Consider the following 25826-nt stretch of genomic DNA (forward strand, 5'->3'; position numbering starts at 1 on the left):
GTGTCGAGGGTTCGACGCCGGTCCCGTACGGCACTCGGTTCCTTCGGGTGCCGACGCGAGATTCTCGGCCTTCGGCCTCCTCTGATGCCGAGCTGCCGACGGCCGCGGTCATCGGCAGTCCGAACCGCGAGCAGGGCGGGACCCCCCTCGACCGGTCCACGGAGCCCCGGCCGGAGCTGGGAACGTCATGACGCCGCTTCTCCGATGGATGAACGGGGAGCGCCCGCAGGTGCTCGGTGGCCCGTGCTGTGTCCCGTGCTGACGGCGCCCGCGCCGGTGTGCCCTGCGTCGTGCCACGACCCGGTCACCGCCCTCCCGGCCGGATGTCCGGCTGGGAGGGCGGTGGTCCGGTCGAAGGACGTGCCGGCCGCGGTGGTCCGCGAGCCGGTCAGGTGGCGGGGGAGTACTCCACGCCACCGACCCAGACCCGCCGGATGGCACGGGTAGCGGTGATGTCGGCGAGCGGGTCGCCGTCGACGAGGAGGAGGTCGGCGCGATATCCAGGGCGGATGGCGCCGCGGTCCCGCAGTCCGAATGACTCGGCGGGCAGGCTGGTCGTGGCCCGCAGCGCCTCACGGACGGTCAGACCCGCCCGGACCAGCAACTCCAGTTCGTGGTGGAGGCTGGTGCCGAAGGGTGGCTGCACCGGTATTCCCGGGGTGCTGTTGGCGTCCGTGCCCGCGAGGATCCGCGCGCCGGCGCGGCGCAGCGCGGCGACGCTGCCCTCGGCGGCCGCGTAGTCCATCCCGGGTATCCCGAGCCCGGCGAATCCCTCCATCATCGTCAGAGTGGGTACGGCGACGGTGCCCGTGGCGGCGTACCGTGCCGCCACGGCAGCGGGCAGGGCGCTGTCAAGGGGTACGTGGTGGATCATGTCGACGTCCGCGTCCAGCGCACGCTCCGCCATGGCCGTGGTGGTCGCGTGGGCCATCACGAGTTTGCCGAAGGAGTGCGCCACCGTTGTCACGGCCTTGACGGTCTCCGGGCTCAGCCCTGGTTCGTCGATGATGATCTTGATGTAGTCGGACCCTTCGGCGATCCGGGCGCGTACGAACCGGGAGGCCTGGTCCGGGCCGGTCAGGACCGCGTCCGCCGGGAAGATGGGCAGCTGGCTCTGCGGGCTCCCGGGCGCGACCGCCGGAGTGCCCGCACTGCGGATGTCGGGCAGGCCGGGCAGTCTGCGCAGCGAGTCGACGACCGAAGGCGGGAAGCAGGCCATGTCCAGCCCGGTGGTCACGCCGGAACCGGCCAGTTGGTGCAGGGTGTTGACGTCCCGCAGGTGGATGTGAGAGTCGATCAGCCCCGGTAGCAGCACCGCGCCCGCACAGTCGATGCGGCGTGCGCCGAGGGCGCTGATCCCGATCCGTCCGTTGTCGACGACCACGGTGCGCGGCGTGGTGACCCGGTCCCCGTCGAAGACCCTGACATTGGTCAACGCGACCTTGTCGCCGAGGCGGACGGTGTGTTCCTGCGCAAGTGCGGTGGCGGGCGTCGCCAGCGCCTGCACCCCTGCGACGGCGATTCCGGCCGCCGCGGCCGTCTTGAAGAAGTCACGCCGGTTCCTGTCATTGAGGCACATCGTTGTAGGCCTTTCTGCCGGGCGGGTGCGGAAAGTACGGCGTTCGTGCCTCCGGCTCACGAGCGGCGACGGTGATCGGCTGTCGGCGCGGCGTTCCGAGGAAGCGAGACGGCCGGCCGTGCGAGCCCGGGTGTTCCGGGCGCGGGGCGGGCAGTCCTGTGGCGACGCCGGTGGGCTCGGCCCCGTGGCCGCCTCGGCCGCGGGGCCAGTGCCAGGAGGACGCACCGACCGTAGCCGCTATATGTGATAACAGCAACCCTCGGTGCAACCCCACGGCCCAGCCTTTTGGCCACAACGGGATGCCCGTACGAGGACAACGTTCGCGGTAGGTCCGACACAGGCATTGACACGCGCACATGAGGGGCTTCAGCATCACTGCCAGTTCCCCTGCGGCGTGACAATGACGGGACGAGGCCTACCGACCCGGCCGTGCCCGCGCCGCAGTCCGACCGTGACGCCCGGCGACGCGTCCCGGCGACGTAACGCCCCGTGTGGCGCCCATTGTCGGCCACTGGGTGCGCCCTCCCGAGCTGAATTCCCCTGCCACGGCACCCCGTGCCCACGGTGGGGTGCTTGGTCCACGGACGAGCGCTCCGACCCCGGCCCGCCGAGCGCGGCGGGCACCCCCGCGATCGCCCCGATCCTCTGTCATGCCTTCTCCGGCGTCGCCGTGGCCTTCCCACTCGTGCAGTTCCTCATGAGGAGTACGGACATGAACCCCACCCCCGCCACCCCCGTGACCGGGGCCCGCCCCGGTCCAGCGGTGGCCCTCGGGCTCGTCATCCTGTGCATCGAGGGGTACGACCTCTTCATCCTGGGTGCAGTCGGCCCCTCCCTGCTGTCCCACCCCGACTGGGACGTCACCAAGTCGACGCTGGGACTGCTGGGCAGTCTCACCGCGCTGGGCATGCCCCTCGGTTCCATCGCCGCCGGCTGGGCCGGTGACCTCTACGGCCGTCGCCTCCCCATGGTCATCAGCCTGGCCTGGCTTTCTGTGTGCATGCTGCTGAGCGCCGTGGCCGCAGACCTCACCCTCTTCGCGGCGACCCGGTTCCTCACCGGCATGGGCATCGGCGCTCTGATCCCCCTCGTCACCGCGTACGTCAGCGAAGCGGCCACGCCCGCCCGCCACTCCCTCCAGGTGGGCACCGCCACGACGGGACTGGCCATCGGCGGAATCCTCACCGGCGTCGTGGGCCGGACCCTGCTGCCGGAGTGGGACTTCCGTACGCTCTTCCTCTTCGGGGCTGTTCCCCTGGTGCTGATCCCCGTGGTGTGGCGTCTGGTCCCCGCTGTGGTGCGGGACCGTCCAGCGCAGGCTCCGCTCGACGAGGCCAAGGCCGACGCCACGGCTGAGTCCCTCCCGTCCGCAGCCGAGCCGTACGACGACGCCAACCGGCTGCGTCAACTGCTCGCTCCGGGGTACCGCCGCTCCACCCTGCTGTTCTGGGCGGCCACGTTCTCCGGGCTCGTCATCGTCTACGGTGCCAGCACCTGGCTGCCCACGCTGATGGTCGACTCCGGGTACGACCTCGGCTCTTCGCTCGAGTTCTCCATCGCCTTCAACGTCGGAGCCGTCATCGGCACCATCGGCGCCGCCCTGGTCGCCGACCGCGGACTGCTGAAGGCCGCCACGATCGTCAGCTTCCTCCTTGCCGCGGCCGCCATGATCACCCTGAGCACGCCACAGCCGCGCCCGCTGCTCCTCGTCGCCTCCGCCGTCGCCGGTTTCGGGGCGCTCGGTACCCAGGCGCTCGTCAACATCTACGTGGCGCACGCCCACCCTGCGCGCCTGCGCGGCACCGCGCTGGGATTCAGCCTCGGTGTGGGGCGTGTGGGCGCCATTGTCGGCCCCAGCTATCTCGCCGCCGTCACCGTACTGATCAGCTCGTCCAAGGCCGGCTTCTACGCCTTCGTCGTCCCGGCACTCCTCGGCGCGGTCCTGATCGGGCTACTGAGGCCGGGCAGGCGTCCGCCTGCCGCCGAGCCGTCCGGCGTGCCCTCCGAGGCGCCTCTCGTCCGGTGACCGAGCGGCCCGCCGCACGCGTACCACCCCTGGGGGTGTCCCACCGGTGGAGCCGGTCGGACACCCCCAGGGGTGGTCGCGTTCAAGACAGGGCGGAGAAGGCGATCTTCTCGTTGCGGGCGAGGTGCTGCTCGACGGCGGCGGCGACCGTGGCGGGGTCGCGGGTGCGGAATGCCGCCAGGAGGTCCGTGTGTGCCCTGCCCCGCCGCTCGTGCTCGGCGGGATCAGGGTCCAGCTGACCGAAGCCGATGCGGATGTAGCGTTCCCCCGCGCGCCAGAGCGTGGTGAGGACGCGGATGTCCCAGACGGTCGCGGCCGGGGCCAGGAGCGCGAGGTGGAAGGCGTGGTGGTCGTCGTAGATGTCCGCCATGCCGTGCTCCCGGGCACCGAACTCGGCGGCCGAGGACTCCAGTCGGTCCAGTTCCTCGTCCGTCAACAGGGCGCACGAACGCCGGGCGATCTCCGGCTCCAGGGCGCGCCGGAGGCGGTAGATCCCGTGCAGGTCGTCGAGGTCGAGCGGGGCGATGACCGCGCTGCGGCCGGGCCGCATGATGACCAGACCCTCGCTCTCCAGACTGCGCAGCGCCTCGCGGATGGGGATGAAGCTGATGTCGAGCATGCCGGCCAGCTCGCGAAGCGAGTACTCCGCGCTCGGGGCCAGGTCGCCGGTCAGGATCGCGCGTCGCAGTTCCTCGGTGGCCTGCTCCACCACGGACCGTGACGTGATGGGCTGCAGGGCCCCTCGGGGTGTCGCCACGGTGTATCCCTTGCCTCGGCCGTCCGGTGGTCGATATCAACTATAGCGACGCCCTGTGGAAGAGCCGCGCACATGACAAGGGTGGCGCAACCGCCGACGGCGCCCCGCACTGTGGTCGGCGACACGGTGCGGGGCGCCGGGGTCATCTCGGCAGCAGGGTGGTCACAGCTTCAGGATGCGTTCGGCGTTGCGGTGGGCGATCTTCCTGCGGTGGCCGGCCGACAGGTCCGCGCCGCGCAGGAAGCCGACGGCCTGTTCGCTCCTCTCGAAGGGGTAGTCGATGGCGAAGAGCACGTTGTCGATGCCCACCGCTTTGATGGCCGCCTGGAGCATGGTGTCGTCCATGACGCCCGAGGTGGTGATCGCGATGTTGTCGACGAGGTACTCGGAGGGCTTCTTCTTCAGCGGCGCGCGGGTTCTGATGTTCTGGATCTGCACATCGAGGCGCGGCATGTGGAAGGGCAGGAACTCGCCCATGTGACCCACGATGAGCCTGGCTCCCGGGAAGTCGTCGAAGACGCCGCCGAGGATGACCCGCAGGGCGTGGCCCCCGGTCTCGGCCGCCCAGCTGTAGAGGGGACCGACCAGCTCCGGACGGTCCTTCAGGAGGCCCCAGTCGCCGGTGGGGGCCGGAGTGGGGTGGAGGTAGAGCGCGGCGCCCAGTTCCTCCAGCGCGGCCCACACCGGCCGGAACTGCGGCTCGTCCAGGTAGTGGCCGTTGGTGTGGCCGTTGACGAGGAACCCGGCCATCTTGAGGTCGTGGACGGCCCGCCTCGCCTCCCGCACGGCCGCCTGGGGGTCCTGGAGGGGCAGCGCGGCGAGACCACCGAAGCGGGTGGGATGCGCGGCGATGATGCCGGCCAGCGCGTCGTTGGCGACCTGGGCGTCCCGTACGGCGATGGCCGCGTCGGGCTGCATCTGCACCCCGGGCGGGGTGAGGGAGAGAACCTGCATGGTGACGCCGTTCGCGTCCATGTCGGCGAGCCGGTACTCGGTGATGTCCGGAAGTCGCTTGAACCACTCGGCGGTGACCTCGGGCTTGAAGGGAATCGTGCCGTTCAGCGCCGTGCCCTGGGTGATGAGACCCGGCAGCATGACGGCCTCCTCGATGGCGACGATCTTCAGCCGGCCGTGCGGGTCGGGCTTGCCGCCGTGCGCCTGGGCGGACCCGGGGGTCATCAGGGTGGACGCGCCGGCGAGTGCGGCGGTACCCGCCGCGGTGTTGAGGACCTGACGTCTCGTCCATCGGTGAGCGCTCATGTTGCTGCTTCCTTTCGGGACAGGGTGTTCTTCGGCAGGGGTGTGTCTGATGGGGGAAGACGGTGCCGTTGTCCTACCGGCGTGTGTACGGCCGCCCACGTGCCCTGGCGCTCAGGTGGATCGAGGGAAGAGCCGTGCTGCGTGGCCGCGGCCGACTCCCGCACGTTGTGCGGCGCTGAATCCCTCGAAGTCCACGGTTGCCAGTGGTTCGCTCCGGAGTCGCCTCGGGAGCGGCCGGCCCGTCGCTGCCGAACAACACGTGCTCGGAGTCGGTGACTTGGAGGGCGGGCAGCAGGGGGTGGGCGGCGGATCCGGTCGGGGTGGTGTCGTAGTGGAGGCCGCGCAGCGCGGCCGCCACATGCTCGGGGCCGATGCCGGCGTCGTAGTACCCCCTGCCCATGACGGTGTGTTCGGCGATGCGCCGGCCCAGGGTCGGCAGCGCTCCGCCGCAGTGGGGCAGGATCAGCCTCAGTCCGGGGATGGCGCCGGCGTCTGGGTGCCCGCGAAGGGCCACCAGACACCGGGCGGTGTGAACCCGGAGGCGAACAGGGAGTCGACGGAGCCGCCGAGGTGGTGGGCGTGGACGTCGATGCGGCTGCGGGCCATCGGTTTCGCCTTCCCATCGGGTGTCGGTCCGCCCCGGCCGCGAGGCAGGTGCCTCGGACAGGGTGCGGCCGGGGCGGGGTCTGGGTGTCCGGCGCGAGCGCCGGCCAACGGGTGTCCGGCTGACCGCGCTGATGCGAACTGGAGTTGTTCGCGGCACGTTCGTCCGGAGAGGCTCAGGAACTGCGAGGTGCCGCCGTCCCGTCCGGAGAGGCTCAGGAACTGCGAGGTGCCGCAGTCCCGTCCGGCTGCGCGCGGCCGCTCAGGGTGTCGACGAGGGCGAGGACGTCCTCGGGAGCCTCGTCCCCCAGCCAGCCGACGACCTGGTCCGGGCGGACCAGGGCGAGGCGGGCGCCCAGCAGGTCGGCGTAGCCGGCGGGTGCCGACTCCGGCAGATGCACCACGGTGAGCGGCACACCCCGCAGGCGTGCGGCCGCCTCGATGGCCGCCTCCGATGTGCCGTGCCCGACGGAGAGCAGCGTCAGGTGGTCACCGAGCAGGTCGTAGAGGGAACGGCCGTCATCGAGGAACACATGGGGCAGCCGGGCGCCTGCCCATGTGGCGCTCTCCCGTCCCTCCGGCTCCGCAGGGACGATCGGTGAGGTGGCGATACGGAGTCCGAGGACCAGGTCGAGCGAGTGGAACTCCGCCGTCTTGGTCTCCTGGATCCGCGCCCCCGCGGCCCGCCGGGCCAGGGCGCCCGCCTCGTCGTCCGCGTCGAGGTTGTCGGCGAGCAACTCGGTCGAGAGAACCCGCATGTTGGCGGTCGCCTCGCGGATGACGCGTTCCTGGACCGGACGGCGCTCGATCTCGTAGCTGTCGAGGACGTCCGCCCCGCCCCAGCCGGCGAGCACGGCCGCCAGTTTCCAGCCCAGGTCGACCGCGTCCCCGATGCCGGTGTTGAGTCCGTGGCCCCCGAAAGGCGGGTTGAGGTGCGCGGCGTCACCGGCGAGGAACACCCTGCCGTGGCGCATATGGTCGACGATCTGCATCCGGGCGGTCCACGGGTCGGTGGACCGCACCTCGGCCCGCACCGGCCTTCCTGCCACGGCGTCGATGATGTGCTGTGTCTCGCGCTCTCCGGCCGCCCGGTCCACGCCGAAGGCGATCGCCCACCAGGTGTTGGTCCGGTCCAGCGGCCCGACCAGCGCCGGGGCGGCCGGGTTGACGACCCAGTACTGCACGGCCGGCCCGTGGCGCACGTGCTCCCACAGGTCGGGACTCTCGAAGACCATGCCGAAGTTCGGGCGCAGGGCATCCCCGCCGACGTAGTGGGAGCCGATCCGGTCCCGCACCACGCTGCGCGGGCCGTCGCACCCGATCACGTAGTCGGCAGTGACGACGCTCCGGTCCCCTACGCCGTCCTCGACGGTCACGGTCACCAGATCGTCGTCCTGGCTTACGTCGACGACCCTCGAGCCGAGCACGAGCCGGCCCGGGGCGAGTTCCTTGACCGCCTCGCGGAGCACCTCTTCCAGGATGTACTGCGGCGCCTGCTGGCCGATTTCCGGGAAGCGGTCGCCCTCCGGGGCGAGCCCCAGGACGCCGGTGAAACGGGACAGTTCCCTTCCGGTCAGCGAGGTGCAGAACACGATGTCCTGGGACCAGGAGGTGGGCAGCGGCGCGCGTGCCCGCAGCCGCTCGGCCAGCCCCCAGCGGCGCAGATGCTCCATCGTGCGCACGTTGAGCGTCTTGCAGCGGGGGCGGGCTCTGGAGACGGTGACGCGAGGCTCGACGACCAGGCAGTCGACACCGCGCCGACCGAGCTCCACGGCGGCCGCCAGACCGACCGGCCCGCCACCGGCGATAAGAACCTGAACGTGCTGCGGGAGGTGCTTGTGGTCGACGGAGGGCATCAGTTGTCGTTCTCGGCTCTCTGCTGCGTCGTGGCCCAATGTGCACACTCCTCGGCGAACGCCAGCTGCCGCAGGTGCAGTGCGTGGCCGAGCGTGTGGTGGTCGATGCAGTGACCCGTGCCGCGGGCGACGCTCGCGTCGACGAAGGGGGCCGCCGTGAACATCGCGGCGAACCGGGCCACGTTCTCCGAGCCGCTGCTCCACAGGGCGTCGAACTCCGCGAGCGCGTTGTGTACGGGAACGCGGACCTGGCGGGCGACGGTCGGCAGGTGCTCCTTCGGCCATGCCGGAGCCTGGACCAACTCCCGTACCGGCACAGGTGCGTAGGAGCCGTGCGCCTGCCGTACGCCTTCGGCACCGTAGGTGTGCAACGGCCCGAACATCACCCTGTCCCGCTCCTCGTACGGCAGGTCCACCGTCTCGTCCGGAGGCAGGGAACCGAGGGCCTCGGCCGCACCGCCGGCCGGGATGACGGCCCCCATGCCGGTCGCCGAGACACCGACGAGGGGGAGGCGGCGAGCCGAGGCGGCGATCATCAGCGCGATCATGCCCCCGATCGAATGGCCGACGAGGAATACGCTGTCGGCCGCGAGGTGCGTGGCCGCCTGCTCCAGAGCGGCACCGAGCAGTTCCGCGTGCCGCGTGAACGTGTTGGCATCCGGTTCGAGGGGGGTGCTGCCGCCGTAACCTGGGCGGTCGAAGGCCACGACCGGGTAACCGTGTGCGGTGGCGACGTCGAGGAAGGAGCCCTCGGTGGCGCCCGCGACGTCGAAGTAGTGAGCCGTGTACGTGCCGCCGTGGAGGGCGGCGATCAGGGGTTTGCCGGTGGGTTCGGCGGGAGCGGCGGTGAGCGCCGTGATCTTGTGTCCGTCGACCTCGAAGGTCAGAACGTCGCGCTGCTTGGCCATCTGTGGCCTCCTGCCAGGGGTGGGTTCCAGCGTGCCGCGCGGAGCGGACTGCGGCGCGGCGAACGACAACGCACAACTCGCCGGGGAGCCGGTTGCCCCCGGATCCCCGGCACCGGGTACCGGTTCGGGCGCCGCGGGGTGCTGCGAGCCTAAGCGCTATATGTGATAACAGCAAGGGTTGGGGTGCCTTGCGTCAGACAGTCGTGCTGCCATGAGGAGCGCGGTCGCCGGCCAGAGCCCGGACGAGGTCGACCACCGTTCGCTTGAGGTAGTCCGACGCCAGGTCGGCGATGCCGGGCGTAGTGGAGCGGGACCGCACCTGCCGGGGCGTTCTTCAGCTGTGGTGAGGCGTGTAGTCCTGGGTGATCTGCTTGTACTCCAGGAAGTCCTCCACGGATGCCAGGCCCCCAAGCCGGCCCACGCCGCTGGACTTGAAGCCACCCTCCTCGAACTCGACGGTCAGGTTCGCCCAGCTGTTGACGGAGATGAGACCCGCGTCGAGCTGCCGCGCCACGCGTGCGGGCCGGTCGGCGTCCCGGCTCCAGATGCAAGCGCTGAGGCCGTACTCGGTATCGTTGGCGAGGGCGACGGCCTCCGCCTCGGTGTCGAAGACCTGGACCGTCTGCACCGGACCGAACGTCTCCTCCTGAACGATCGGGAGGGAGGAGTCGGGGACCGCGAGCAGGGTGGGGTGGTAGAAGGCGCCCCCCGCCAGTTCGGGGCGGGTACTCGGACCGCCGCGGACGATCGGTTTGGCGCCGGCCGCGATCGCCGCATCCACGGCGGCGTCGACCCGGGCGACCGATGCCTTGTCGATCAGGGGGCCGATCTGGCTGGCCGGGTCGGCGGCCGGACCGGGGCGCACGCTCTCCAGACGCCGGGCCAGAGCCGAGGTGAACTCGTCGGCGATCTCCCGTTGGACGAGGATCCTGCTGCCGGTCATGCAGAACTGTCCGGCGAACACGGTGCACGACTGGACGGCGGTGGCGAGCGCCGCATCCAGGTCGGCGTCGGCGAAGACGAGGTGCGGTGTCTTGCCGCCCAGCTCGAGCCCCACCCGTTTGAAGTGGGCTGCCGCTCCCTGGGCCACGAGTCGCCCGGTGGCGGTGCTGCCGGTGAAGCTGATCACGGGGACCAGGGGGGACTCGACCAGCAGGCGCGCGACGTCCGAGCCGGACTCGACGACGACGTTCACCACGCCCTTCGGCAGCTCGGGAACGGAGGCGAGGATCTCACTCATGAGCGCGGCGGTCCGGGCCGCCTGCCCCGGCACCTTCACCACCGCCGTACAGCCCGCCGCGAGGGCCGGGGCGAGGGCGCGGATACAGAGATACGCGGGGGAGTTCCACGGCACCACGATCCCGGCGACACCCACGGGCTGCCGGATGGACATGGCCTGACGGCCCGGGTGGGTGTCGGTGACCCGGCCGTGCGGCTGCAGGGCCAGACCCGCCGCGAAACGCAGCGCGCGCAGGATGAAGTGCGCCTCGAAGCCCGCCTCGTGCCGGAGCTTGCCGTTCTCCAGGCACAGGGTGCCGATCACCTCGTGCATGCGCGCGTCGTACGCGTCGGCGAGATGGCTCAGCGCCGTGGCCCGCAGCATCGGGTCCAGGCGCCAGGTGCCCTCCTTGAAGGCGCGTGTCGCCGCGTCGACGGCGCTCTGCCCCTCCTCGGTGCCGGCCTCCGCGTACGTACCGATCACTTCACCCGTGGCCGGGTCGACACTGTCGGAGGTTCGGGCGGAACCGACCCATTCGCCGTCGATCCAGTGCCGTGCGGTGTTGTCTCGGGTCATGTCGGCGACTCCTTGCTTGAGAGAGAGGGAGAAGGGAGAGCGGAGAGGGGCGCGTGCGTGGTGACACGCGCCCCGGGGTGCCTCAGAGACCGAGCAGCCGTTCCGCGTTGAGGTGGGCGATCTTCGCCCGGTCGGCCTCGCTGATCGGGGCCGTCTCCAGGAACGCGGTGGCAGCCGCCATCTCCTCGAAGGGGTAGTCGGTGCCGAAGAGGATGTGGTCCGAGCCCAGGGCGAGCAGGGCGCACAGCAGCGGAGGGGCCGAACAGACGCCACTGGTCGTGATGTAGAGGTTGTGCCGAACGTACTCCGACGGGTTTCCCCGGGCGAGTTCGATCCCGTGGTGGTTGTGGTAGTCCCAGCGCGAGTCCAGTCGCCACAGCACGTAGGGCAGGCCCTCGCCCATGTGACCCAACAGCACCTTGGCGTCGGGGAAGTCGTCGAAGACGCCGCCGAACACCAGACGCAGGAAGTGGGTGGCGGTCTCCGATCCCCAGCTCCACATCGGTCCGACGAGTTCGGGATGACCCTCGATGACATGGGGGGTGCCGACGCCGTTGGCGGGGTGCAAATAGAGCGGTACGCCCAGTCCCTCGGCGCGTTCCCACACCACGCGCAGCTGCGGGTCGTCGAGGTAGCGACCCTGGGTGTGCGCGTTCACCAGGGCTCCGCGCATGCCCAGCTCGGACACGGCGCGCTCCAGCTCCTTGGCCGCCGCCTGCGGGTCCTGCAACGGCAGTGCGGCGAATCCTGCGAAGCGGTCGGGGTGGTCCGCCACCACTCCTGCGAGCAGGTCGTTCACCGCCGTCGCCTGGGCGATCGCGGTCGCGGGGTCCGTCTCGGCCTGGATGCCGGGGGAGTTGAGAGACAGCACCTGTACGTCCAGCCCCACCGCGTCCATCTCGGCGAGACGCTCGCCTGTGATGTCGAGCAGTCGCCGGGACGCCTCCCGCCATTTCTCCGGCTGGAGGATCGAGGCCGATGAGGCGCCGTGACCCACCAGCTCCGGTGTGACGAAGTGTTCCTCAAGGCCGATGGTGCGCATCGCGATCCCTCTCGATTTCACTTATATGCATTGACTTCATCGATGGTGAAACGTACGTTCCGTCGGTGTCAACCCTTTGGAAGGTCCGAGAAAGTGGAGGTGCCCGATGACGGGTACGGATGACGCCGTCGGTGGTCCGGTCGCGAACGGGGCCACGGTGGACGTGGTCGTGGTGGGTTACGGGCCCGTGGGTATGGTCACGGCCGCCCTGCTGGCGCAGGCGGGCCACCGGGTCCTGGTCCTCGAGCGGTACGCGGGCCTGTACAACCTGCCTCGGGCGGCCAGCTTCGACGACGAGACCATGCGCACGCTCGCCCGCCTCGGTGTGGCGGAGGATCTGCTGCCCAAGGTGCGCGTGCAGCCCACGTATGAGTGGCGCAACGGCCGTGGCGACCTGCTGATAGAGCAGCATTTCGCCGAAGCCGGACGCAGCGGCTGGGCGGAGTGGAACATGATGTACCAGCCGGACCTCGAAGAGGCGCTCGACGAGGTGTGCCGGTCCATGCCGCAGGTGGAAGTGCGGCACTCCAGCGCCGTCGTCGCGCTGGAGCAGAGCGCGGAGGACGTCACCCTCACTGTCGACGGCCCCGAGGGGCGCCGGACGCTCACCGCGCGCTACGTCATCGGTTGCGACGGGGGCAACAGCTTCGTGCGGTCGGCGCTCGGTGTAGGGCAGTTCGACTACGGCTTCTCCGAGCCGTGGATGGTGTGCGACTTCCGCTTCCGCCGCCCGACGCAGGTCCCGCTCGCACTGCAGCTCGGCGACCCGCTGAGTCCGACCTCGATCATCTCGCTCGGCCCTGCACACCACCGGTTCAGCTTCATGCTCGACTCGGTGGACGCCTTCGAGACCGAGTGCGATCCGCGACGCGTCTGGAAACGGGTCGCGTCCCACCTCACTCCCGAGGACGCCGACCTCATCCGCGTCGCCACGTACACCTTCCGGTCACTCATCGCGGACCACTGGCGTCGTGGCCGCGTCCTGCTCGCGGGCGACGCCGCACACCAGATGCCCCCGTTCCTCGGGCAGGGCATGTGCTCGGGCTTCCGCGACGCGCAGAACCTCGCCTTCAAGCTGGACCTGGTCCTGCGCGGAGCGGCACCGGACGACATCCTCGACACCTACCAGACGGAGCGCGAACCGCATGTGCGCGCGGTGACCGAGAAGGGCATCGAGCTCGGCCACCTCCAGACCCTGCGGGACCCGGAGCGTGCCGCGGAGCGCGACCGAACTCTGCTGGCCCGCCGCGCGAAGTCGGGGACGTCCGAGGCCGTGCGCCTGCCGAGCCTCGTCGACGGCCTGTTCGCCCGGGAACCGGACGTCGGCCGTGGGCAGCTGTCGGTCCAGGGCGTGGTGGACGACGGCACGCGCCGCGGCCTCCTGGACCAGGTCGTGGGTGGCGGATTTCACCTGCTCCTCGAAGAGGGGCTGCTGAACTCCCTGGAACGCTCCGGCCGGCTCGACGACCTGGCCCGGGCGGGCGTGCGCGTCGTCGTCCTCGGGGAACGGGCCGCCGCCCACCCCAAGGCGGCCGTCGTCCAGGACGTACACGGCACCTACCATGACTGGTTCGCCGAACTGGGCTGCTCGGCCGTCGTCATCCGCCCCGACTTCTACGTCTTCGGCACAGCGAGCGGCCCCGAGGCGGTGGCCGGCCTCGCCGGTGAACTGCTGGGCGCGGTGCACGGCGGAACGGCCGCACACGCGGCGCGGGCGGACGCCTGATGTCCCGTTCCCTCCGCCCCGGGACGACGGTGCCGAGCCGGTCACTATGATCGGTGCCGTGAGAAATCAGCCTTCCTCCGAGTCCGGGACCAGCGAGGAATCGCCGGCACGGCAGGGCATCCAGTCCGTCGAACTGGCGATGACGGTCCTGCAGGCCCTCGAAGAGGGGCGGGGCCCCATGAGCCTGACGCAGACAGCCGCGGCCACCGGCATGCAGCCGAGCAAGGTCCACCGTTATCTCGTCAGTCTCGCCCGCGTCGGTCTGGTCGCCCAGTCACCCAGCTCCGGGCGCTACGACATGGGGCCGGCCATGCGTCGGCTCGGCGTCGAGTCGCTGCGCAGGATGGACGAGGTGGCGCTGGTGAGCGAGCACCTGCCGGGACTGCGGGACAGCACTTCGCACGCGGTCAACCTGGCCGTGTGGGGGGACCACGGTCCCGTCGTCGTGCGCTGGGAGTACGGCGCCCACGCGCTGCCGATCACGGTCCGGGTCGGCGCCACCATGCCGCTGCTGAATTCCGCGATGGGCGGAGCGTTCCTTGCGCACCTGCCCGAGCAGCTCACCGAACCGGTGCTGCGCGGGCAGTTGGAGACGGAGACGCTGGACGCGGCCACCCGGGACCGGGTCGACCGGATCAAGGCCGAGGTGCTGCGCGAGGGTGTGGCCACCACGGTCGGCGGCGTCATTCCCGGCGTCACCTCGCTGGCGGCGCCCGTGTTCACCGCGGGTGAGTCCTTCCCGCTCGTCGTCACCCTGGTGATGCCCGCGCGCGGCGTCACGGAGCAGGACGTGGCCCGCTTCTCGGCGGAACTGCTGCGCTCGACCCGGGCCATGTCAGAGGTGCTGGGTCACTCGCCGGACCAGAACCGCCCGTAGGCACCCGAGCCCCGGACGTCAGAAGTGTCGCAGCCTGCCCTACTACTAAGGATTTCTTAGTTACTCAGAAATCAGTAGCATGGATGGTGTCGCTTACGAAGGAGCACATTTTGACTGCGAGCAAGCTGGAAATCATCGTGGCGAGCACGCGCCCCGGACGCGTCGGCCCGAGCGTCGCCCGCTGGATCGAGTCGCAGGCCGCGACGCAGGGGGGCTTCGACGAGATAGAGGTGGTGGACCTCGCCGAGGTGAACCTGCCTTTCATGAACGAACCCCACCACCCGAGGCTCGGCCGCTACACCCATCAGCACACTCGGGACTGGAGCGCCAAAGTCGCCGAAGCGGACGCCTTCGTCTTCGTCATGCCCGAGTACAACTACGGCTACAACGCCGAGCTCAAGAACGCGATCGACTACCTTCACAACGAGTGGAAGTACAAGCCGGTGGGCCTGGTCAGCTACGGCGGCGTGTCCGCGGGCACGCGCGCTGCGCAGATGATCAAGCAGGTGGTGACCACCCTGAAGATGACGCCGGTCTTCGAGGCCGTGTCCATCCCCTTCGTGCAGCAGTTCATCGACGACGACCAGCGCCTGCTGCCCAACGACGTCATGACCAGCTCCGCCAAGGCGATGCTCGACGAACTGGTGCGCTTCACCGATGCCCTGCGCCCGCTGCGCGCCCCCACCGCATCATGACGACCGGCCCGACATCTGGCGGCGAGGACACCCACCCGGTCTGCGTCCGCTTCCACGCGGCGATCGAGATGATCGGCGCGCGCTGGACCGGCGCGATTCTGCGGGCGCTGTTCACCGACCAGTGCCGGTACGCACAGATCAAGGCCGCCGTACCCGGAGTCAGTGACACCATGCTGGCGCAGCGCCTCCGGGAACTGCAGCGCGACGGCCTGATCGAGCGTCACGTCGTACCGGCGACACCCGTGCAGGTGGAGTACCGCCTCACGGCCAGAGGACATGACCTGGAACCGGTCCTCGACGCGATCATCGCGTGGTCGCACACCTGGATCCCCTTGCCCGGCTCAGACCCCGAGACCTGACGCTTCCGGCGCCGACGGCTACTGCGGGTGCGGTCGCCGCCGGAAGGGCGACGGTCCCTCCGTCGGGACGTGATGGGTGCGCCGGCCCATGGTGAGGCGGTGACCACGGGCATGAGCGTAGGCGAGGCGGCCGACGGTGCAGATGGCCTCCGCCCTCGTCGACCGCCGCGGTGTGCGCGGGACGGGATGGTGAACCGCAACCTCAGCGCAGCGAATGGTCGTAAAAGCCGCGACCGGCTTTGCGTCCCAGATGTCCGGCCTCAACCATGCGTGACAACAGGGGCGGCGGTGCGTACAGAGGCTCCTTGAATTCCGCGTACAGGGACTCGGCGATGGCCAGTGTGGTGTCCAGCCCGATGTGATCGGCCAATTGGAGCGGCCCCATGGGATGGGCGCAGCCGCGGACCATGCCGTCGTCGATGTCTTGCGCCAAGGCGAATCCGGACTCGAACATCCGGATGGCGGAGAGCAGGTAGGGGATGAGAAGGGCATTGACGACGAAGCTGGCCCGGTCCTGCGAGACGACGACACGGCGTCCCAGAACGTCAGCGGCGAAGTGGTGGAGGCGCTGCCACGCTGTGTCGTCCGTTTTCAGGGTCGGAACGAGTTCGACCAGGTCGAGTACCGGTGCGGGACTGAAGAAGTGCAGCCCCATGACCTGACCGGGCCGGGTGGTGGCGGAGGCAAGCTTCATGATGGGGATCGACGAGGTGTTGGAGGTCATCAGCGCGTCGGGCTGAACCATGATTCTGTCCAGCGTCGAAAAGATGCCGAGCTTCATCTCCGCGTTCTCGGGCGCGGCCTCCACGGCCAGGTCTCGGTCGGCGAAGGCGTCGAGGTCGGTGGTGAAGCTGAGCGCATCGAGTGCGTTGTCGCGTTCTTGGGCGGTGAGTTTGCCACGGTCCGTGGCTTTGCCCAGTGACTGCTCCACACGGTTGCGGCCGGCTGCCAGGGCCTCCGTTGTCACTTCGTACACCAACGTGTCGAGCCCTGCCCTTGCGCATACTTCCGCGATGCCGGAACCCATGAGCCCGCAGCCGATCACACCGACCTTGCTGATGTCCTGAGGAGTGGTGCTCATCGCTTGGCTCCGTCGGACGGCAGGTTGCGGGCCATGACGATGCGCTGGACCTGGTTGGTGCCCTCGTAGATCTGGGTGATCTTGGCGTCGCGCATCATGCGCTCGACGGGGTAGTCGCGGGTGTAGCCGTAGCCGCCGAGGAGCTGGACGGCGTCGGTGGTGACCTCCATGGCGACGTCGGAGGCGAAGCACTTGGCCGCGGCGCCGAAGAAGGTCAGGTCGCCGTCGAGGCGCTCGGACTTGGCGGCGGCGCTGTAGGTGAGCTGGCGGGCGGCCTCCAGCTTCATGGCCATGTCGGCGAGCATGAACTGGATGCCCTGGAAGTCGCCGATCGGCTTGCCGAACTGCTTGCGCTCCTGGACGTAGCCCTTGGCGTAGTCGAGGGCGCCCTGGGCGATGCCGAGTGCCTGGGCCGCGATCGTGATGCGGGTGTGGTCCAGGGTCTTCATCGCGGTGGCGAAGCCGGTGCCCTCCTCGCCGATCATGCGGTCGGCGGGGATGCGGACGTTGTCGAGGTAGACCTCGCGCGTCGGGGAGCCCTTGATGCCGAGCTTCTTCTCCGGGGCGCCGAAGGAGACGCCCTCGTCGGACTTCTCGACGACGAACGCCGAGATGCCCTTGGAGCGCTTCGTCGGGTCGGTGACGGCCATGACCGTGTAGTACTCGGACTCGCCCGCGTTGGTGATCCAGCGCTTGACGCCGTTGAGGACCCAGAAGTCGCCGTCGCGCACGGCCTTGGTCTTCATGCCGGCCGCGTCGGAGCCGGCGTCCGGCTCGGACAGGGCGTACGAGAACATCGCGTCGCCCTTGGCGAGCGGGCCCAGGTACTTCTTCTTCAGGTCCTCGGAGCCGGAGAGGATCACCGGGAGCGAGCCCAGCTTGTTCACGGCCGGGATCAGGGAGGACGACGCGCAGACGCGGGCCACCTCCTCGATCACGATGACCGTGGCGAGCGCGTCGGCTCCCGCGCCGCCGTACTCCTCCGGGACGTGGACCGCGTGCAGGTCCGAGGCGACCAGCGCGTCCAGCGCCTCCCGCGGGAAGCGCGCCTCCTCGTCCACCGCGGCGGCGTGCGGGGCGATCTTCGCCTCGGCGAGCGAACGGATCGTCTCACGGAGCATCTCGTGCTCCTCGGCCGGACGGTACAGGTCGAAATTAGTCATGTTTCCTTCGGTCGTTCGTCCAGCGGAGTGTGCACCGGGGAGCGGAGACGCGGCCCGGTATGGGCGTGGGTTGGCGTGCGGCGCCGGAGGCAGCGCCGCACGCCGGCCGGGCCTGTGTGGCGGCTGAGGCGATCGGGTCGGGCACACCCTCGAGTGCTCGATCTGCGGAGTGTGCGGCTCCGCATGACTCGCCTCGCGCGCCACACCGGCCCGGTGTCTATGGGCGGACGCCCGTCGATGTGGTGTCCGCGGAGGGCCGTGCGAACCGGGCGAAGTACTCCAGCGCCGAGATGTCGTCGACGGCTTCACGGCCGGCGACCTGACCGATGGCAGCCCCCTGCAGCAGGCGTTTGACGGGGACTTCCAGTTTCTTGCCCGTCCGGGTGTGCGGCAGGGCCGGCACCTCGATGATGGTGTCGGGGACGTGCCTGGGCGAGGCGTGGGTGCGGACGGCGATTCTGATGGTGTCGCGCAGGTCCTCGTCGAGTACGTGGCCGGGCTCCAGGACCACGAACAGGGGCATCCAGTAGCTGCCGTCCGGGAGTTCGGCGCCGATGACGAGGCTTTCGCGGATGCCGGGCAGCTCATCCACGACGGCGTAGATGTCGGCGCTGCCGAGCCGTACTCCGTGCCGGTTGAGGGTGGAGTCGGAGCGGCCCGAGACGATGATGCTGCCGTGCGGGGTGCGGGTCATCCAGTCGCCGTGCCGCCAGACACCGGGGTAGGAGCCAAAGTACGCCTGGTGGTAGCGGGTGCCGTCGGGGTCGTTCCAGAAGTGGATCGGCATGGAAGGCATGGGCCGGGTGACGACGAGTTCACCGACTTCTCCGGTGACGGGGCGGCCATGGCTGTCGAAGGCGTTCAGTGCGACGCCGAGCATGGGGGCGGAGATCTCGCCTGGCCACACCGGTGTGTTGGGGGCGCTGCCGGCGAAGCCGCTGACGATGTCGGTGCCGCCACTGGTCGAGGCGACCTGGATTCGGGAGCCCACGTGGTCACGGACCCAGTAGTACGACTGGGAAGGCAGGGGCGCGCCGGTGGAGCCGAGCACGCGCAGGGCGGACAGCTCCAGGTCGCGTCCGGGCACGAGGCCGGCCTTGGCTGAGCTCTGCAGGTAGCCCGGACTGACGCCCAGGACGGTGGTCCGGTGTTCGGCGGCCAGTTCCCACAGGCGTGCAGGACCGGGGTGGGCCGGGCTTCCGTCGTAGAGCACGACGGTCGCGCCCACCAGGAGGCCGGAGACGACCAGGTTCCACATCATCCAGTTGGTGGTGGTGTACCAGAGGAAGCGGTCCCCGGGCCCGAGGTCGAGGTGCAGGCCGAGGAGTTTGTGGTGGTCGAGCAGAACACCGCCGTGACCGTGGACGATGCCCTTGGGGTTCCCGGTGGTGCCGGAGGAGAAGAGAACCCACAGCGGTGCGTCGAACGGGACCTGCTCGAAGTCACACTCCGCGGGGTCGGCGAGGGCGTCGTCCCAGCTCACCGCAGACCGGTGGGGCAAGATGGGCAGGCCGAGGTTCGGCACCTGCACGGTGACGCGGACGGACGGAAGCGCGGCGCGCAGTGCGGCGGATTCCGCGCGGCGGTCGTGTCCGCGGCCGTTCCATCGGTATCCGTCGGCGGCGAAGAGAACGGCTGGTTCGAGCTGCGCGAAACGAGTGGCTGCGCCCTCGGCGCCGTAGTCCTGGCCGCAGGCCGACCAGATCGCGCCGATGGAGGCAGAGGCCAGGAACGCCACGACGGCATGACGGGAGTTGGGCAGGTAGCCGACCACACGGTCCCCGGCGGTGACTCCCTGACGGCGCAGCCACGCTGCCAGTGCGCCGACCTGGCTGCGCAGTTCGGCCCAGGTGATGTGCTGGGTCGTGCCGTTCTCGTCGACCGATATCAGCGCAGTGCCGGTGGGATCGTCCGTACGCAGGGCGTGCTCGGCGTAGTTCAGTCGGCCGCCGGGGAACCAGCGGGTGGCCGGCATCGGCGCGTCGTCGAGGACCCGGTCCCATGTGCCGGTCATCCGGACGTCGAAGAACTCGCTGACGGCCGCCCAGAAACCAGGCAGGTCCTCGACCGACCACGCCCAGAGGGACTGGTAGTCGGTGTGGGCGACGCCAGTGCGCCGGGCGACGAAGTCGGTGAAACGAGCGATGCGTGAGCCGGCGGTTACCGACGTGTCGGGCACCCAGATCGGCTCGCCGGACGTGGCCGTGTGCGACGTGGTCATGACTCACCTCCAGCGGTGACGACGGGAGTGGGGGATGGGACGGCACTGGTGGAGGAGCGGGGCGATACCAGTTGCTTCTCCAGGTCGTCGACGAGCCGGGCGAGGCCCTCTGGTGTCGCGGCGGTGCCGAAGAGGTAGTGATCGGGGCGGATCACCACGCCTGCCTGCCTCGCTACGGCGAGGTGGGGGAGGTAGAAGCCGTCCAGGTCGACGGCGGCCACCTCCTCGTCGGCGTGTGCCCCCGGCGGTGTCAGGTGCAGAAGGTGCGCCCTGATGCTTTTCAGGAAGGCCAGTTGGCGTGCGGACAGCATCGTGCGGGGGTCGGTGGCGGAGGCGACGACGAAACCGCGGCCGACCACTCCGTTGAGCAGGCCGACGCGCCCGCGGTACGAGATACGTGCCTGCCGGCTCAGCAGCCCTGCGGTTCCCGCTTCGCCGCAGGCGATGAGCCCGTTGCTCAGCACGGTCGGGGGCAGCGGCGGCAGGGCCCGTTCCGGGTCGGCTCCATGACTGATCATGTGAGCGTCCCGCATGGCTGCGTCGCCCGGGTCCGTGACGCAGATGACCTTGCCGAGCTCGACGGACATCCCGATGGCGTGCTGGACGTGGGCGCTGCGCTCGGTGCCGTAGGTGTCCAGGAGGGCCGGGGCTGCGGCGCCGCGCAGGACCAGGTCCAGTTTGAAGGTGAGGTTGGCCGCGTCCCGGATGCCGGAGCACATGCCCTGGCCTGCGAACGGCGGCATCAGGTGGGCCGAGTCGCCGGCCAGCAGCAGGCGACCGGTACGCCAGGTGTCGGCCCACTGGGCCTGGAACGTATAGACGGCATGCCGCTCCAGGTCGCACGTCTCCGGGGTCATTCCGAAGGGCGCGAGCAGCCGCCAGGCGGCGGATTCGGTGTCGAGTTCCTCCACCGACTCACCGGGCATGCGCATGAACTCCCAGCGCCGTCGGCCCGGCCCGCCCGACACCACGGTCGTGGGCCGCTGCGGATCGCAGATCTGCAGGTTGACGGGGTCCCACGTACGCGGGATACGGGGGCGGATGTCGACGATGAGCCAGTCGTAGAAGAAGCCGAGGTCCGTCATGCGGGTGGGCATGTGGGCGCGTACGAAGCTGTTGGCTCCGTCCGCGCCCACGACCCAGTCGGCGCTCAGTTCGTGCTGTCGACCGGTGGTGTCCCGGGCGGTCAGGGTGACGTCCCTTTCGGTCTCGACCAGACCGACGGCCTCGTGACCGCGCAGGACCGACACGTTCGGATGCGTCTCGAGGGCCTCGGCCAGCGCCGTCTCCAGGTCCGGCTGGTACGTCATGGAGGCGCGCGGCCAGCCGGACGGCCCAGGGCCCGACCAGTCGAACGTCAGCAGAGGGGTGCCGTCCGCGTTGCGCCATTCATAGGTGTCGGCCGGTTCCGACAGTGTGCCCAGCCGATCACCGATTCCCGCGTCGGCGAGCAGTCGGGCGACCTCGTCGTCGAAGTGCACGGCGCGCGGCAGAGGGTAGGGGCTGGGCCACTGTTCCAGGATGGTGACCTGCCACCCGTCCCGGGCCAGGAAAAGAGCGGTGGCCAGGCCAACCGGGCCGGCTCCGACGACCAGGACGTCGCTGCGGCTGTGACGGCCGATGGGCTGGTGCATGGTGCTCGTCCTCACTCGGTCGGTGCGTGAGCGCCGGTCATCAAAGCTGCCAGGTCCTCCGGTGCGAGGAACGACGGGGGAGGAGGCGGGCCCCAGGCGTACAGCGACTTCATGCCCTCGAAGACGCCGGGCTTCCAGAGGGCGTCGTCGACGATGCAGTCGAGGTCGGAGTAGTACTCCGAGAAGGTCCCGGCCGGGTCCTTGAGGTACCAGAAGAAGTTCGACCCGATGTAATGGCGTCCGAGCCCCCAGGTGTGCCGGTCGGGATCCGCCTCCAGCATGGTGGTGGCGCCGCGGCCGATCTCGTCGACGTCGTCGACCTGCCACGAGGTGTGGTGCAGGAAGGCGACCGGCGCCTGCTGCACCAGCACGTTGTGATGGTCGCTGGAGCAGCGCATGAACGCGGCCAGGCCCTTGACGGTGTCACTGACCTTGAACCCCAGCCCCTGCTGGAAGAAGCGCTGGGAGGTCTCCTGGTCCGTGGACCCGAGGACCACGTGCCCGAGCTTGCGCGGTCGCACCGGTCCCTCGCGCAGGATGCCCGGAGCGCGGTGCCCGAGTCGGGCGTCGGCGCCCGGGGCGTTGTACAGGGGTGTCGGCGCGGGTGTCTGCCGAAGACGCGGGGCGAGTTCCACACGTACGAGGACCTCGGTGCCCGGATCCACGGCGGTCACGCTGTCGGCTGTGCGGTGGACGGGTACGTCCAGCCCGGTGAGCGAGGCGGAGACCCGGTCCAGGTCGTCGGGGTCGTCGGCACCCACGCCGAGTTCGACGAGGCGGCGCCTGGGGGAGTGCACGATGCGCAACTGCTCGCCGCCGTCGGCGGTCGACAAGGTGTGCGAGGGCTGCGGTGCGGTGGCGTCGCCCGTAGGGCTGCCCGCGGGCGTGAGGCCGAAGTCGGCATAGTAGGCGGCCGTCTGCCTGACGTTCGGCACGCCCATGACGATCTGGGTCAGTCGGTGCAGTGACATGGTGCGGCTCTTTCGGATCGGCGAGGCGGGATCGGGAAGGTGGACCTGGCACGACCTCGTGCGGCCGTCGTCCTACTGCCTCGCGGTCGGTCAGGGGGCGAGCATCGAGTTGCGCAGGGTCCCGATGCCTTCGATCCAGGTGACCAGGACGTCTCCCGGGGCGAGGAACTTCTGCGGGGTGCGGGCGCCGCCGACGCCGGCCGGGGTGCCGGTGAAGATCAGGTCTCCGGGCTCCAGCGGGCACACGGCGGACAGGCGGGTGATGAGTTCCGGGATGTCGAAGACCATCTCGGAGGTCCGGCTCTTCTGCAGAACTTCCCCGCCTTCGAGCCTGCAGCCCAGCTCCAGGTCGTCCGGGTTCGTGAACTCGTCGGTGCTGACGAGCTCCGGGCCGAGCGGGGCGAAGCCCGGGTAGGACTTGCCGAGAGAGAACTGCGGTGCGGGTCCAGTCAGTTGGAGACGACGTTCGGAGAGGTCCTGGCCCACGGTCAGCCCGGCCACGTAGGACCAGGCCGTCTCCCGCGTGGCGTGGTGGCAATGGCGGCCCATGACGGCGACGAGCTCGGCCTCCCAGTCGACAAGTCCTTCAGGGAGGGTGACGGTTGCCTCGTGGCCGGTCAGGGACGTGCGGAACTTGGTGAAGACGGCCGGTTCGGTCGGCACGTCCAGCTTCGACTCCGTGATGTGGTCGAGGTAGTTCAGGCCGACCGCGAAGATCTGGGGGGGCCTGGGAACGGGCGGTCCCCACACCGTGCCGGTGCCCGTGCCGACCGGGGGTGCTGCTGCCGCGTCCGGCGACGCCAGGAACTCCCGGGTCCAGGAGGCGAACGCCTCCCAGTCGGCGTAGGCGGCCTGTGCGTCGGGGCCGAAGCGTCCCCGGCTTGCCTCCTCGGCGTCGAGATAGCCGTTCGGGCCCTTGATGACCAGTCGTCCGTCGAGGTGTGCCAGGCGCATGAGGTTCTCCATACCGTGCGATGTCGTGCGGGTGTCTGCAGGGCGAGTCTTGCTTCATAATCTCACGCATGCAAGAGATTAACGATAATTACCTATGTTGTCGTTTGGCTGCTACGGTGTGTGGTCATGGCTGGTGAGAAGGCAACAAGGGGCGGCGTCGTCTACGCGCAGATTCGCGAGGACATCTTCCAGGGGGTGTTCGAGCCGGGGCAGCGGCTGCGGCTGGTGGAGCTGTCCCAGCGTTTCTCGGTCAGTCAGTCGGTCGTGCGCGAAGCACTCACGCGCCTGTCCGAGCAGGGGCTCGTCCACGCCGCACCGCAGCAGGGCTTCAGCGTGGTCACGGTGTCGCTGGCGGATCTGAACGAACTGACGGAAGCCAGGGTCGAGATCGAGACGCTCGTCCTGCGCCGGTCGATGGAGCGCGGTGGCATCGAGTGGGAGGCGTCCGTGGTCGCGGCCCACCACCACCTGGCCGGCACCCCCGGGATACGGGCCGACGGCACCCTGAACAGCGATTGGTTCCCCGTGCACGAGCGCTTCCACCAGACCCTGCTGGAAGGGTGCGGGAACGCCCGGTTGCTGGCCGCCGCCCTCAGCCTGCGGGACGCGGCCACGCTCTACCGGCGCTGGTCGTGGCCCGTCGGCCATGACACCGAACGCGACGTCGAAGGCGAACACCAGGCGCTCGTCGATGCCGTGCTGGCCAAGGATGCCGACGCGGCGGCCGCACTGTTGGCCCGGCACATCGACCGCACGTCCGAAGCTCTGCGTCTGGTGATCGAGAACGACCCTGCAACGGTGGCGTAGTCGCACCGGGCCACGCCCTGCCTGAATGCGGCCGTGCGGCCCGGACGCGAGGTGCCACGGCCAACGGCACCCCGACCACCGGCAGCCCGGAGACTGCCGACGCGGCAACGCGGCACACACCGCTCTCACGACGGCAAGGACGACGTCATGACCGTTCACCACGAACTCGGCTCCGCCGGCTGGATCCGTCGGCTCACCCCCGACCCCGCGGACGCGTCGCACCCACCCGCCAGTTCGGCGGCCACCATCACCGAAGCAACCGAACGCCTCGGCCCTCATCCCGTGGCCTGGGCGGTCGCCGTCGGTGCCGCCCTGGCCGGCGTCGTCACCCGCGAGGTTCCCGAACTGGGAGGCGGCCCGGCACCTTTCGAAACCCTCCGCATGGGCACCGAGGCCGCGACGCTGCGCGCACTGCTCCTGCTGGCCGACGAGGCGGCCGACCACGCGGTCCCCGAGGAGTCCCTGCTCGGGGACCGCGAGTTCGCACGGCGACGAATCGGCCTGGACAAGGTGCTGCGAGGCATTCGGGTCGCGCACGCGGCGCTCGTACGAGCACTGATGGCCGCCTGTCAGGAACGGACCACCTCGTCCGAACGAGCCGAGCAGTTCCGCCGCATCTCCGAGCTTCTCTTCGGCTTCATGGACGAGTTCTCCTCCCGCATGACAGCCGAATACCTGGCCGAGCACGACCGGTGGCTCACCAGCGGAGCCGCCGCCCGCGAGGAGACCGTCCGAGCGATCCTCGACGGCCGACCGGTCCGGGAGGAAACAGCGCGCGAGCTCCTCGCCTACCGGCTCGAGGGCCGCCAACTGGCCGTCGTCGCCTGGTACGACAGCCCGGCGGTCGACGCCACCAGCGAACTGCAGCGCCTCGCCGCCGAACTGCTGCACCTGCGCGGCTGCTCCTCGACCCTGCTCCTCCCCACCGGCCGGACCACCCTGTGGGCGTGGGGAGACCTGCAAGCCCCGTACCCCGCCGGGTTGCCCGGTGACCACGCCTACCCGGAGGGCATCCGATTCGCCTTCGGCTCGGTACGCGACGGGCTGCCGGGGTTTCGCCAGTCGCACCAGGACGCTCAGCACGTTGCCCGCATCATGCGGATCAGCCCCGGCGGGACGGGCCCGGTCGTCGATCATCCGGATGTGGGACTGGCGGCCCTGCTCTCCACCGACCTGCCCGCCCTGCGCCGCTTCATCAGGGACGAGCTGGGCGACCTGGCGGCGGACAGCCCCCACGCAGAGCAACTGCGCCGCACCCTTCGTCTGTATCTGCGCAACGAGCGCAGTCTGATGGCCGTCGCGGCGCAGCTGCACGTAGCGCGTAACACCGTCACCTACCGGGTCAAGCGTGCCCAGGAGCTGCTCGGGCACCACCTGACGCCGCGGCTGCCCGAGGTGATGGCAGCCCTGGAAGCCGCACGGGCACTGGGCCCGGCCGTGCTTCGGCCGGTGGGCGACGGCACGCATGACGATCCTTTCCACGAGTCCTGACGATCTTCTGCCGTTGCGGAT

Annotated in this window: 22 protein-coding genes; 7 read left to right on the top strand and 15 right to left on the bottom strand. The window is 70.0% G+C overall.

Annotated features, from left to right (window positions below; translation table 11 throughout):
* Positions 1-388: 388 nt before the first annotated feature.
* The gene (locus OG488_RS35390) at positions 389-1579 is read right to left on the bottom strand and encodes an amidohydrolase family protein (RefSeq protein WP_329236762.1); all 1191 of its coding nucleotides are present in this window, start codon (positions 1577-1579) and stop codon (positions 389-391) included.
* Positions 1580-2291: 712 nt separating this feature from the next.
* Between OG488_RS35390 and OG488_RS35395 the strand changes: the two genes are divergently transcribed.
* On the top strand, positions 2292-3605 hold the full coding sequence (locus OG488_RS35395) for an MFS transporter (RefSeq protein WP_329236764.1): 1314 nt from the start codon (positions 2292-2294) through the stop codon (positions 3603-3605).
* Positions 3606-3687: 82 nt separating this feature from the next.
* Here OG488_RS35395 and OG488_RS35400 read toward each other — a convergent pair whose 3' ends face one another.
* The 8 genes from OG488_RS35400 to OG488_RS35430 form a co-directional block, all read right to left on the bottom strand.
* Positions 3688-4362 (bottom strand): GntR family transcriptional regulator, encoded by a 675-nt coding sequence (locus OG488_RS35400; RefSeq protein ID WP_329236766.1) that lies wholly within the window; start codon positions 4360-4362, stop codon positions 3688-3690.
* 162 nt (positions 4363-4524) lie between these two features.
* A complete protein-coding gene (locus tag OG488_RS35405; RefSeq protein WP_329236768.1) occupies positions 4525-5622 on the bottom strand; it encodes an amidohydrolase family protein in 1098 nt (365 codons plus the stop codon).
* A gap of 73 nt (positions 5623-5695) precedes the next feature.
* Positions 5696-6136, bottom strand: a complete 441-nt coding sequence (locus OG488_RS39355) for an amidohydrolase family protein (RefSeq protein WP_443074258.1) — start codon at positions 6134-6136, stop codon at positions 5696-5698.
* Entirely contained in the window at positions 6091-6228 is a 138-nt protein-coding gene (locus tag OG488_RS35410) for a hypothetical protein (RefSeq protein WP_329236769.1), read from the bottom strand. Before OG488_RS35410 ends, OG488_RS39355 begins: the two co-directional genes overlap by 46 nt.
* 212 nt (positions 6229-6440) lie before the next feature.
* Positions 6441-8081: an FAD-dependent monooxygenase gene (locus OG488_RS35415; protein WP_329236772.1), complete on the bottom strand. Its 1641-nt coding sequence runs from the start codon at positions 8079-8081 to the stop codon at positions 6441-6443.
* A complete protein-coding gene (locus tag OG488_RS35420; RefSeq protein WP_329236773.1) occupies positions 8081-8989 on the bottom strand; it encodes an alpha/beta hydrolase in 909 nt (302 codons plus the stop codon). Before OG488_RS35420 ends, OG488_RS35415 begins: the two co-directional genes overlap by 1 nt.
* A gap of 334 nt (positions 8990-9323) precedes the next feature.
* The gene (locus tag OG488_RS35425) at positions 9324-10784 is read right to left on the bottom strand and encodes an aldehyde dehydrogenase family protein (RefSeq protein WP_329236775.1); all 1461 of its coding nucleotides are present in this window, start codon (positions 10782-10784) and stop codon (positions 9324-9326) included.
* A gap of 82 nt (positions 10785-10866) precedes the next feature.
* A complete protein-coding gene (locus OG488_RS35430) occupies positions 10867-11826 on the bottom strand; it encodes an amidohydrolase family protein (RefSeq protein ID WP_329236777.1) in 960 nt (319 codons plus the stop codon).
* 106 nt (positions 11827-11932) lie between these two features.
* Between OG488_RS35430 and OG488_RS35435 the strand changes: the two genes are divergently transcribed.
* The 4 genes from OG488_RS35435 to OG488_RS35450 all read left to right on the top strand — a co-directional run bounded on the left by OG488_RS35435 (position 11933) and on the right by OG488_RS35450 (position 15483).
* Positions 11933-13552, top strand: coding sequence for a bifunctional 3-(3-hydroxy-phenyl)propionate/3-hydroxycinnamic acid hydroxylase (locus OG488_RS35435; protein WP_329236779.1), 1620 nt, complete (start codon positions 11933-11935; stop codon positions 13550-13552).
* 58 nt (positions 13553-13610) lie between these two features.
* The gene (locus OG488_RS35440; protein WP_329236781.1) at positions 13611-14429 is read left to right on the top strand and encodes an IclR family transcriptional regulator; all 819 of its coding nucleotides are present in this window, start codon (positions 13611-13613) and stop codon (positions 14427-14429) included.
* An 83-nt stretch (positions 14430-14512) separates the two neighbouring features.
* The gene (locus OG488_RS35445) at positions 14513-15124 is read left to right on the top strand and encodes an NADPH-dependent FMN reductase (protein WP_406465963.1); all 612 of its coding nucleotides are present in this window, start codon (positions 14513-14515) and stop codon (positions 15122-15124) included.
* Entirely contained in the window at positions 15121-15483 is a 363-nt protein-coding gene (locus tag OG488_RS35450) for a winged helix-turn-helix transcriptional regulator (protein ID WP_329236785.1), read from the top strand. Before OG488_RS35445 ends, OG488_RS35450 begins: the two co-directional genes overlap by 4 nt.
* 202 nt (positions 15484-15685) lie before the next feature.
* On the opposite strand, the gene OG488_RS35455 is transcribed toward OG488_RS35450, so the two are convergent.
* The 6 genes from OG488_RS35455 to OG488_RS35480 form a co-directional block, all read right to left on the bottom strand.
* Entirely contained in the window at positions 15686-16564 is an 879-nt protein-coding gene (locus OG488_RS35455) for a 3-hydroxybutyryl-CoA dehydrogenase (protein WP_329236787.1), read from the bottom strand.
* On the bottom strand, positions 16561-17727 hold the full coding sequence (locus OG488_RS35460; protein ID WP_329236789.1) for an acyl-CoA dehydrogenase: 1167 nt from the start codon (positions 17725-17727) through the stop codon (positions 16561-16563). The genes OG488_RS35455 and OG488_RS35460 overlap by 4 nt, the downstream gene beginning before the upstream one ends.
* Before the next feature lie 217 nt (positions 17728-17944).
* On the bottom strand, positions 17945-19948 hold the full coding sequence (locus OG488_RS35465; protein WP_329236791.1) for an acetoacetate--CoA ligase: 2004 nt from the start codon (positions 19946-19948) through the stop codon (positions 17945-17947).
* Entirely contained in the window at positions 19945-21582 is a 1638-nt protein-coding gene (gene mhpA / locus OG488_RS35470) for a bifunctional 3-(3-hydroxy-phenyl)propionate/3-hydroxycinnamic acid hydroxylase MhpA (RefSeq protein ID WP_329236793.1), read from the bottom strand. Before mhpA ends, OG488_RS35465 begins: the two co-directional genes overlap by 4 nt.
* 11 nt (positions 21583-21593) lie before the next feature.
* Complete coding sequence (locus OG488_RS35475) at positions 21594-22553, bottom strand: VOC family protein (protein WP_329236795.1); 960 nt, start codon at positions 22551-22553, stop codon at positions 21594-21596.
* Between the two features lie 90 nt (positions 22554-22643).
* The gene (locus OG488_RS35480; protein WP_329236798.1) at positions 22644-23507 is read right to left on the bottom strand and encodes a fumarylacetoacetate hydrolase family protein; all 864 of its coding nucleotides are present in this window, start codon (positions 23505-23507) and stop codon (positions 22644-22646) included.
* A gap of 126 nt (positions 23508-23633) precedes the next feature.
* Between OG488_RS35480 and OG488_RS35485 the strand changes: the two genes are divergently transcribed.
* Complete coding sequence (locus OG488_RS35485) at positions 23634-24314, top strand: GntR family transcriptional regulator (RefSeq protein ID WP_329236801.1); 681 nt, start codon at positions 23634-23636, stop codon at positions 24312-24314.
* 147 nt (positions 24315-24461) lie between these two features.
* The gene (locus OG488_RS35490) at positions 24462-25805 is read left to right on the top strand and encodes a PucR family transcriptional regulator (protein WP_329236803.1); all 1344 of its coding nucleotides are present in this window, start codon (positions 24462-24464) and stop codon (positions 25803-25805) included.
* The last annotated feature ends 21 nt before the right edge of the window (positions 25806-25826 follow it).

The organism is Streptomyces sp. NBC_01460, assembly GCF_036227405.1.
Classification (GTDB): Bacteria; Actinomycetota; Actinomycetes; order Streptomycetales; family Streptomycetaceae; genus Streptomyces.

What these genes read in the sequence shown, in the direction of transcription:
- OG488_RS35390 (WP_329236762.1), bottom strand. Translation starts at nt 1,579, where the DNA reads ATGTGCCTCAATGACAGGAACCGGCGTGACTTCTTCAAGACGGCCGCG.
- OG488_RS35395 (WP_329236764.1), top strand. Translation starts at nt 2,292, where the DNA reads ATGAACCCCACCCCCGCCACCCCCGTGACCGGGGCCCGCCCCGGTCCA.
- OG488_RS35405 (WP_329236768.1), bottom strand. Translation starts at nt 5,622, where the DNA reads ATGAGCGCTCACCGATGGACGAGACGTCAGGTCCTCAACACCGCGGCG.
- OG488_RS35410 (WP_329236769.1), bottom strand. Translation starts at nt 6,228, where the DNA reads ATGGCCCGCAGCCGCATCGACGTCCACGCCCACCACCTCGGCGGCTCC.
- OG488_RS35415 (WP_329236772.1), bottom strand. Translation starts at nt 8,081, where the DNA reads ATGCCCTCCGTCGACCACAAGCACCTCCCGCAGCACGTTCAGGTTCTT.
- OG488_RS35420 (WP_329236773.1), bottom strand. Translation starts at nt 8,989, where the DNA reads ATGGCCAAGCAGCGCGACGTTCTGACCTTCGAGGTCGACGGACACAAG.
- OG488_RS35425 (WP_329236775.1), bottom strand. Translation starts at nt 10,784, where the DNA reads ATGACCCGAGACAACACCGCACGGCACTGGATCGACGGCGAATGGGTC.
- OG488_RS35430 (WP_329236777.1), bottom strand. Translation starts at nt 11,826, where the DNA reads ATGCGCACCATCGGCCTTGAGGAACACTTCGTCACACCGGAGCTGGTG.
- OG488_RS35435 (WP_329236779.1), top strand. Translation starts at nt 11,933, where the DNA reads ATGACGGGTACGGATGACGCCGTCGGTGGTCCGGTCGCGAACGGGGCC.
- OG488_RS35445 (WP_406465963.1), top strand. Translation starts at nt 14,513, where the DNA reads ATGGTGTCGCTTACGAAGGAGCACATTTTGACTGCGAGCAAGCTGGAA.
- OG488_RS35450 (WP_329236785.1), top strand. Translation starts at nt 15,121, where the DNA reads ATGACGACCGGCCCGACATCTGGCGGCGAGGACACCCACCCGGTCTGC.
- OG488_RS35455 (WP_329236787.1), bottom strand. Translation starts at nt 16,564, where the DNA reads ATGAGCACCACTCCTCAGGACATCAGCAAGGTCGGTGTGATCGGCTGC.
- OG488_RS35460 (WP_329236789.1), bottom strand. Translation starts at nt 17,727, where the DNA reads ATGACTAATTTCGACCTGTACCGTCCGGCCGAGGAGCACGAGATGCTC.
- OG488_RS35465 (WP_329236791.1), bottom strand. Translation starts at nt 19,948, where the DNA reads ATGACCACGTCGCACACGGCCACGTCCGGCGAGCCGATCTGGGTGCCC.
- mhpA (WP_329236793.1), bottom strand. Translation starts at nt 21,582, where the DNA reads ATGCACCAGCCCATCGGCCGTCACAGCCGCAGCGACGTCCTGGTCGTC.
- OG488_RS35475 (WP_329236795.1), bottom strand. Translation starts at nt 22,553, where the DNA reads ATGTCACTGCACCGACTGACCCAGATCGTCATGGGCGTGCCGAACGTC.
- OG488_RS35480 (WP_329236798.1), bottom strand. Translation starts at nt 23,507, where the DNA reads ATGCGCCTGGCACACCTCGACGGACGACTGGTCATCAAGGGCCCGAAC.
- OG488_RS35485 (WP_329236801.1), top strand. Translation starts at nt 23,634, where the DNA reads ATGGCTGGTGAGAAGGCAACAAGGGGCGGCGTCGTCTACGCGCAGATT.
- OG488_RS35490 (WP_329236803.1), top strand. Translation starts at nt 24,462, where the DNA reads ATGACCGTTCACCACGAACTCGGCTCCGCCGGCTGGATCCGTCGGCTC.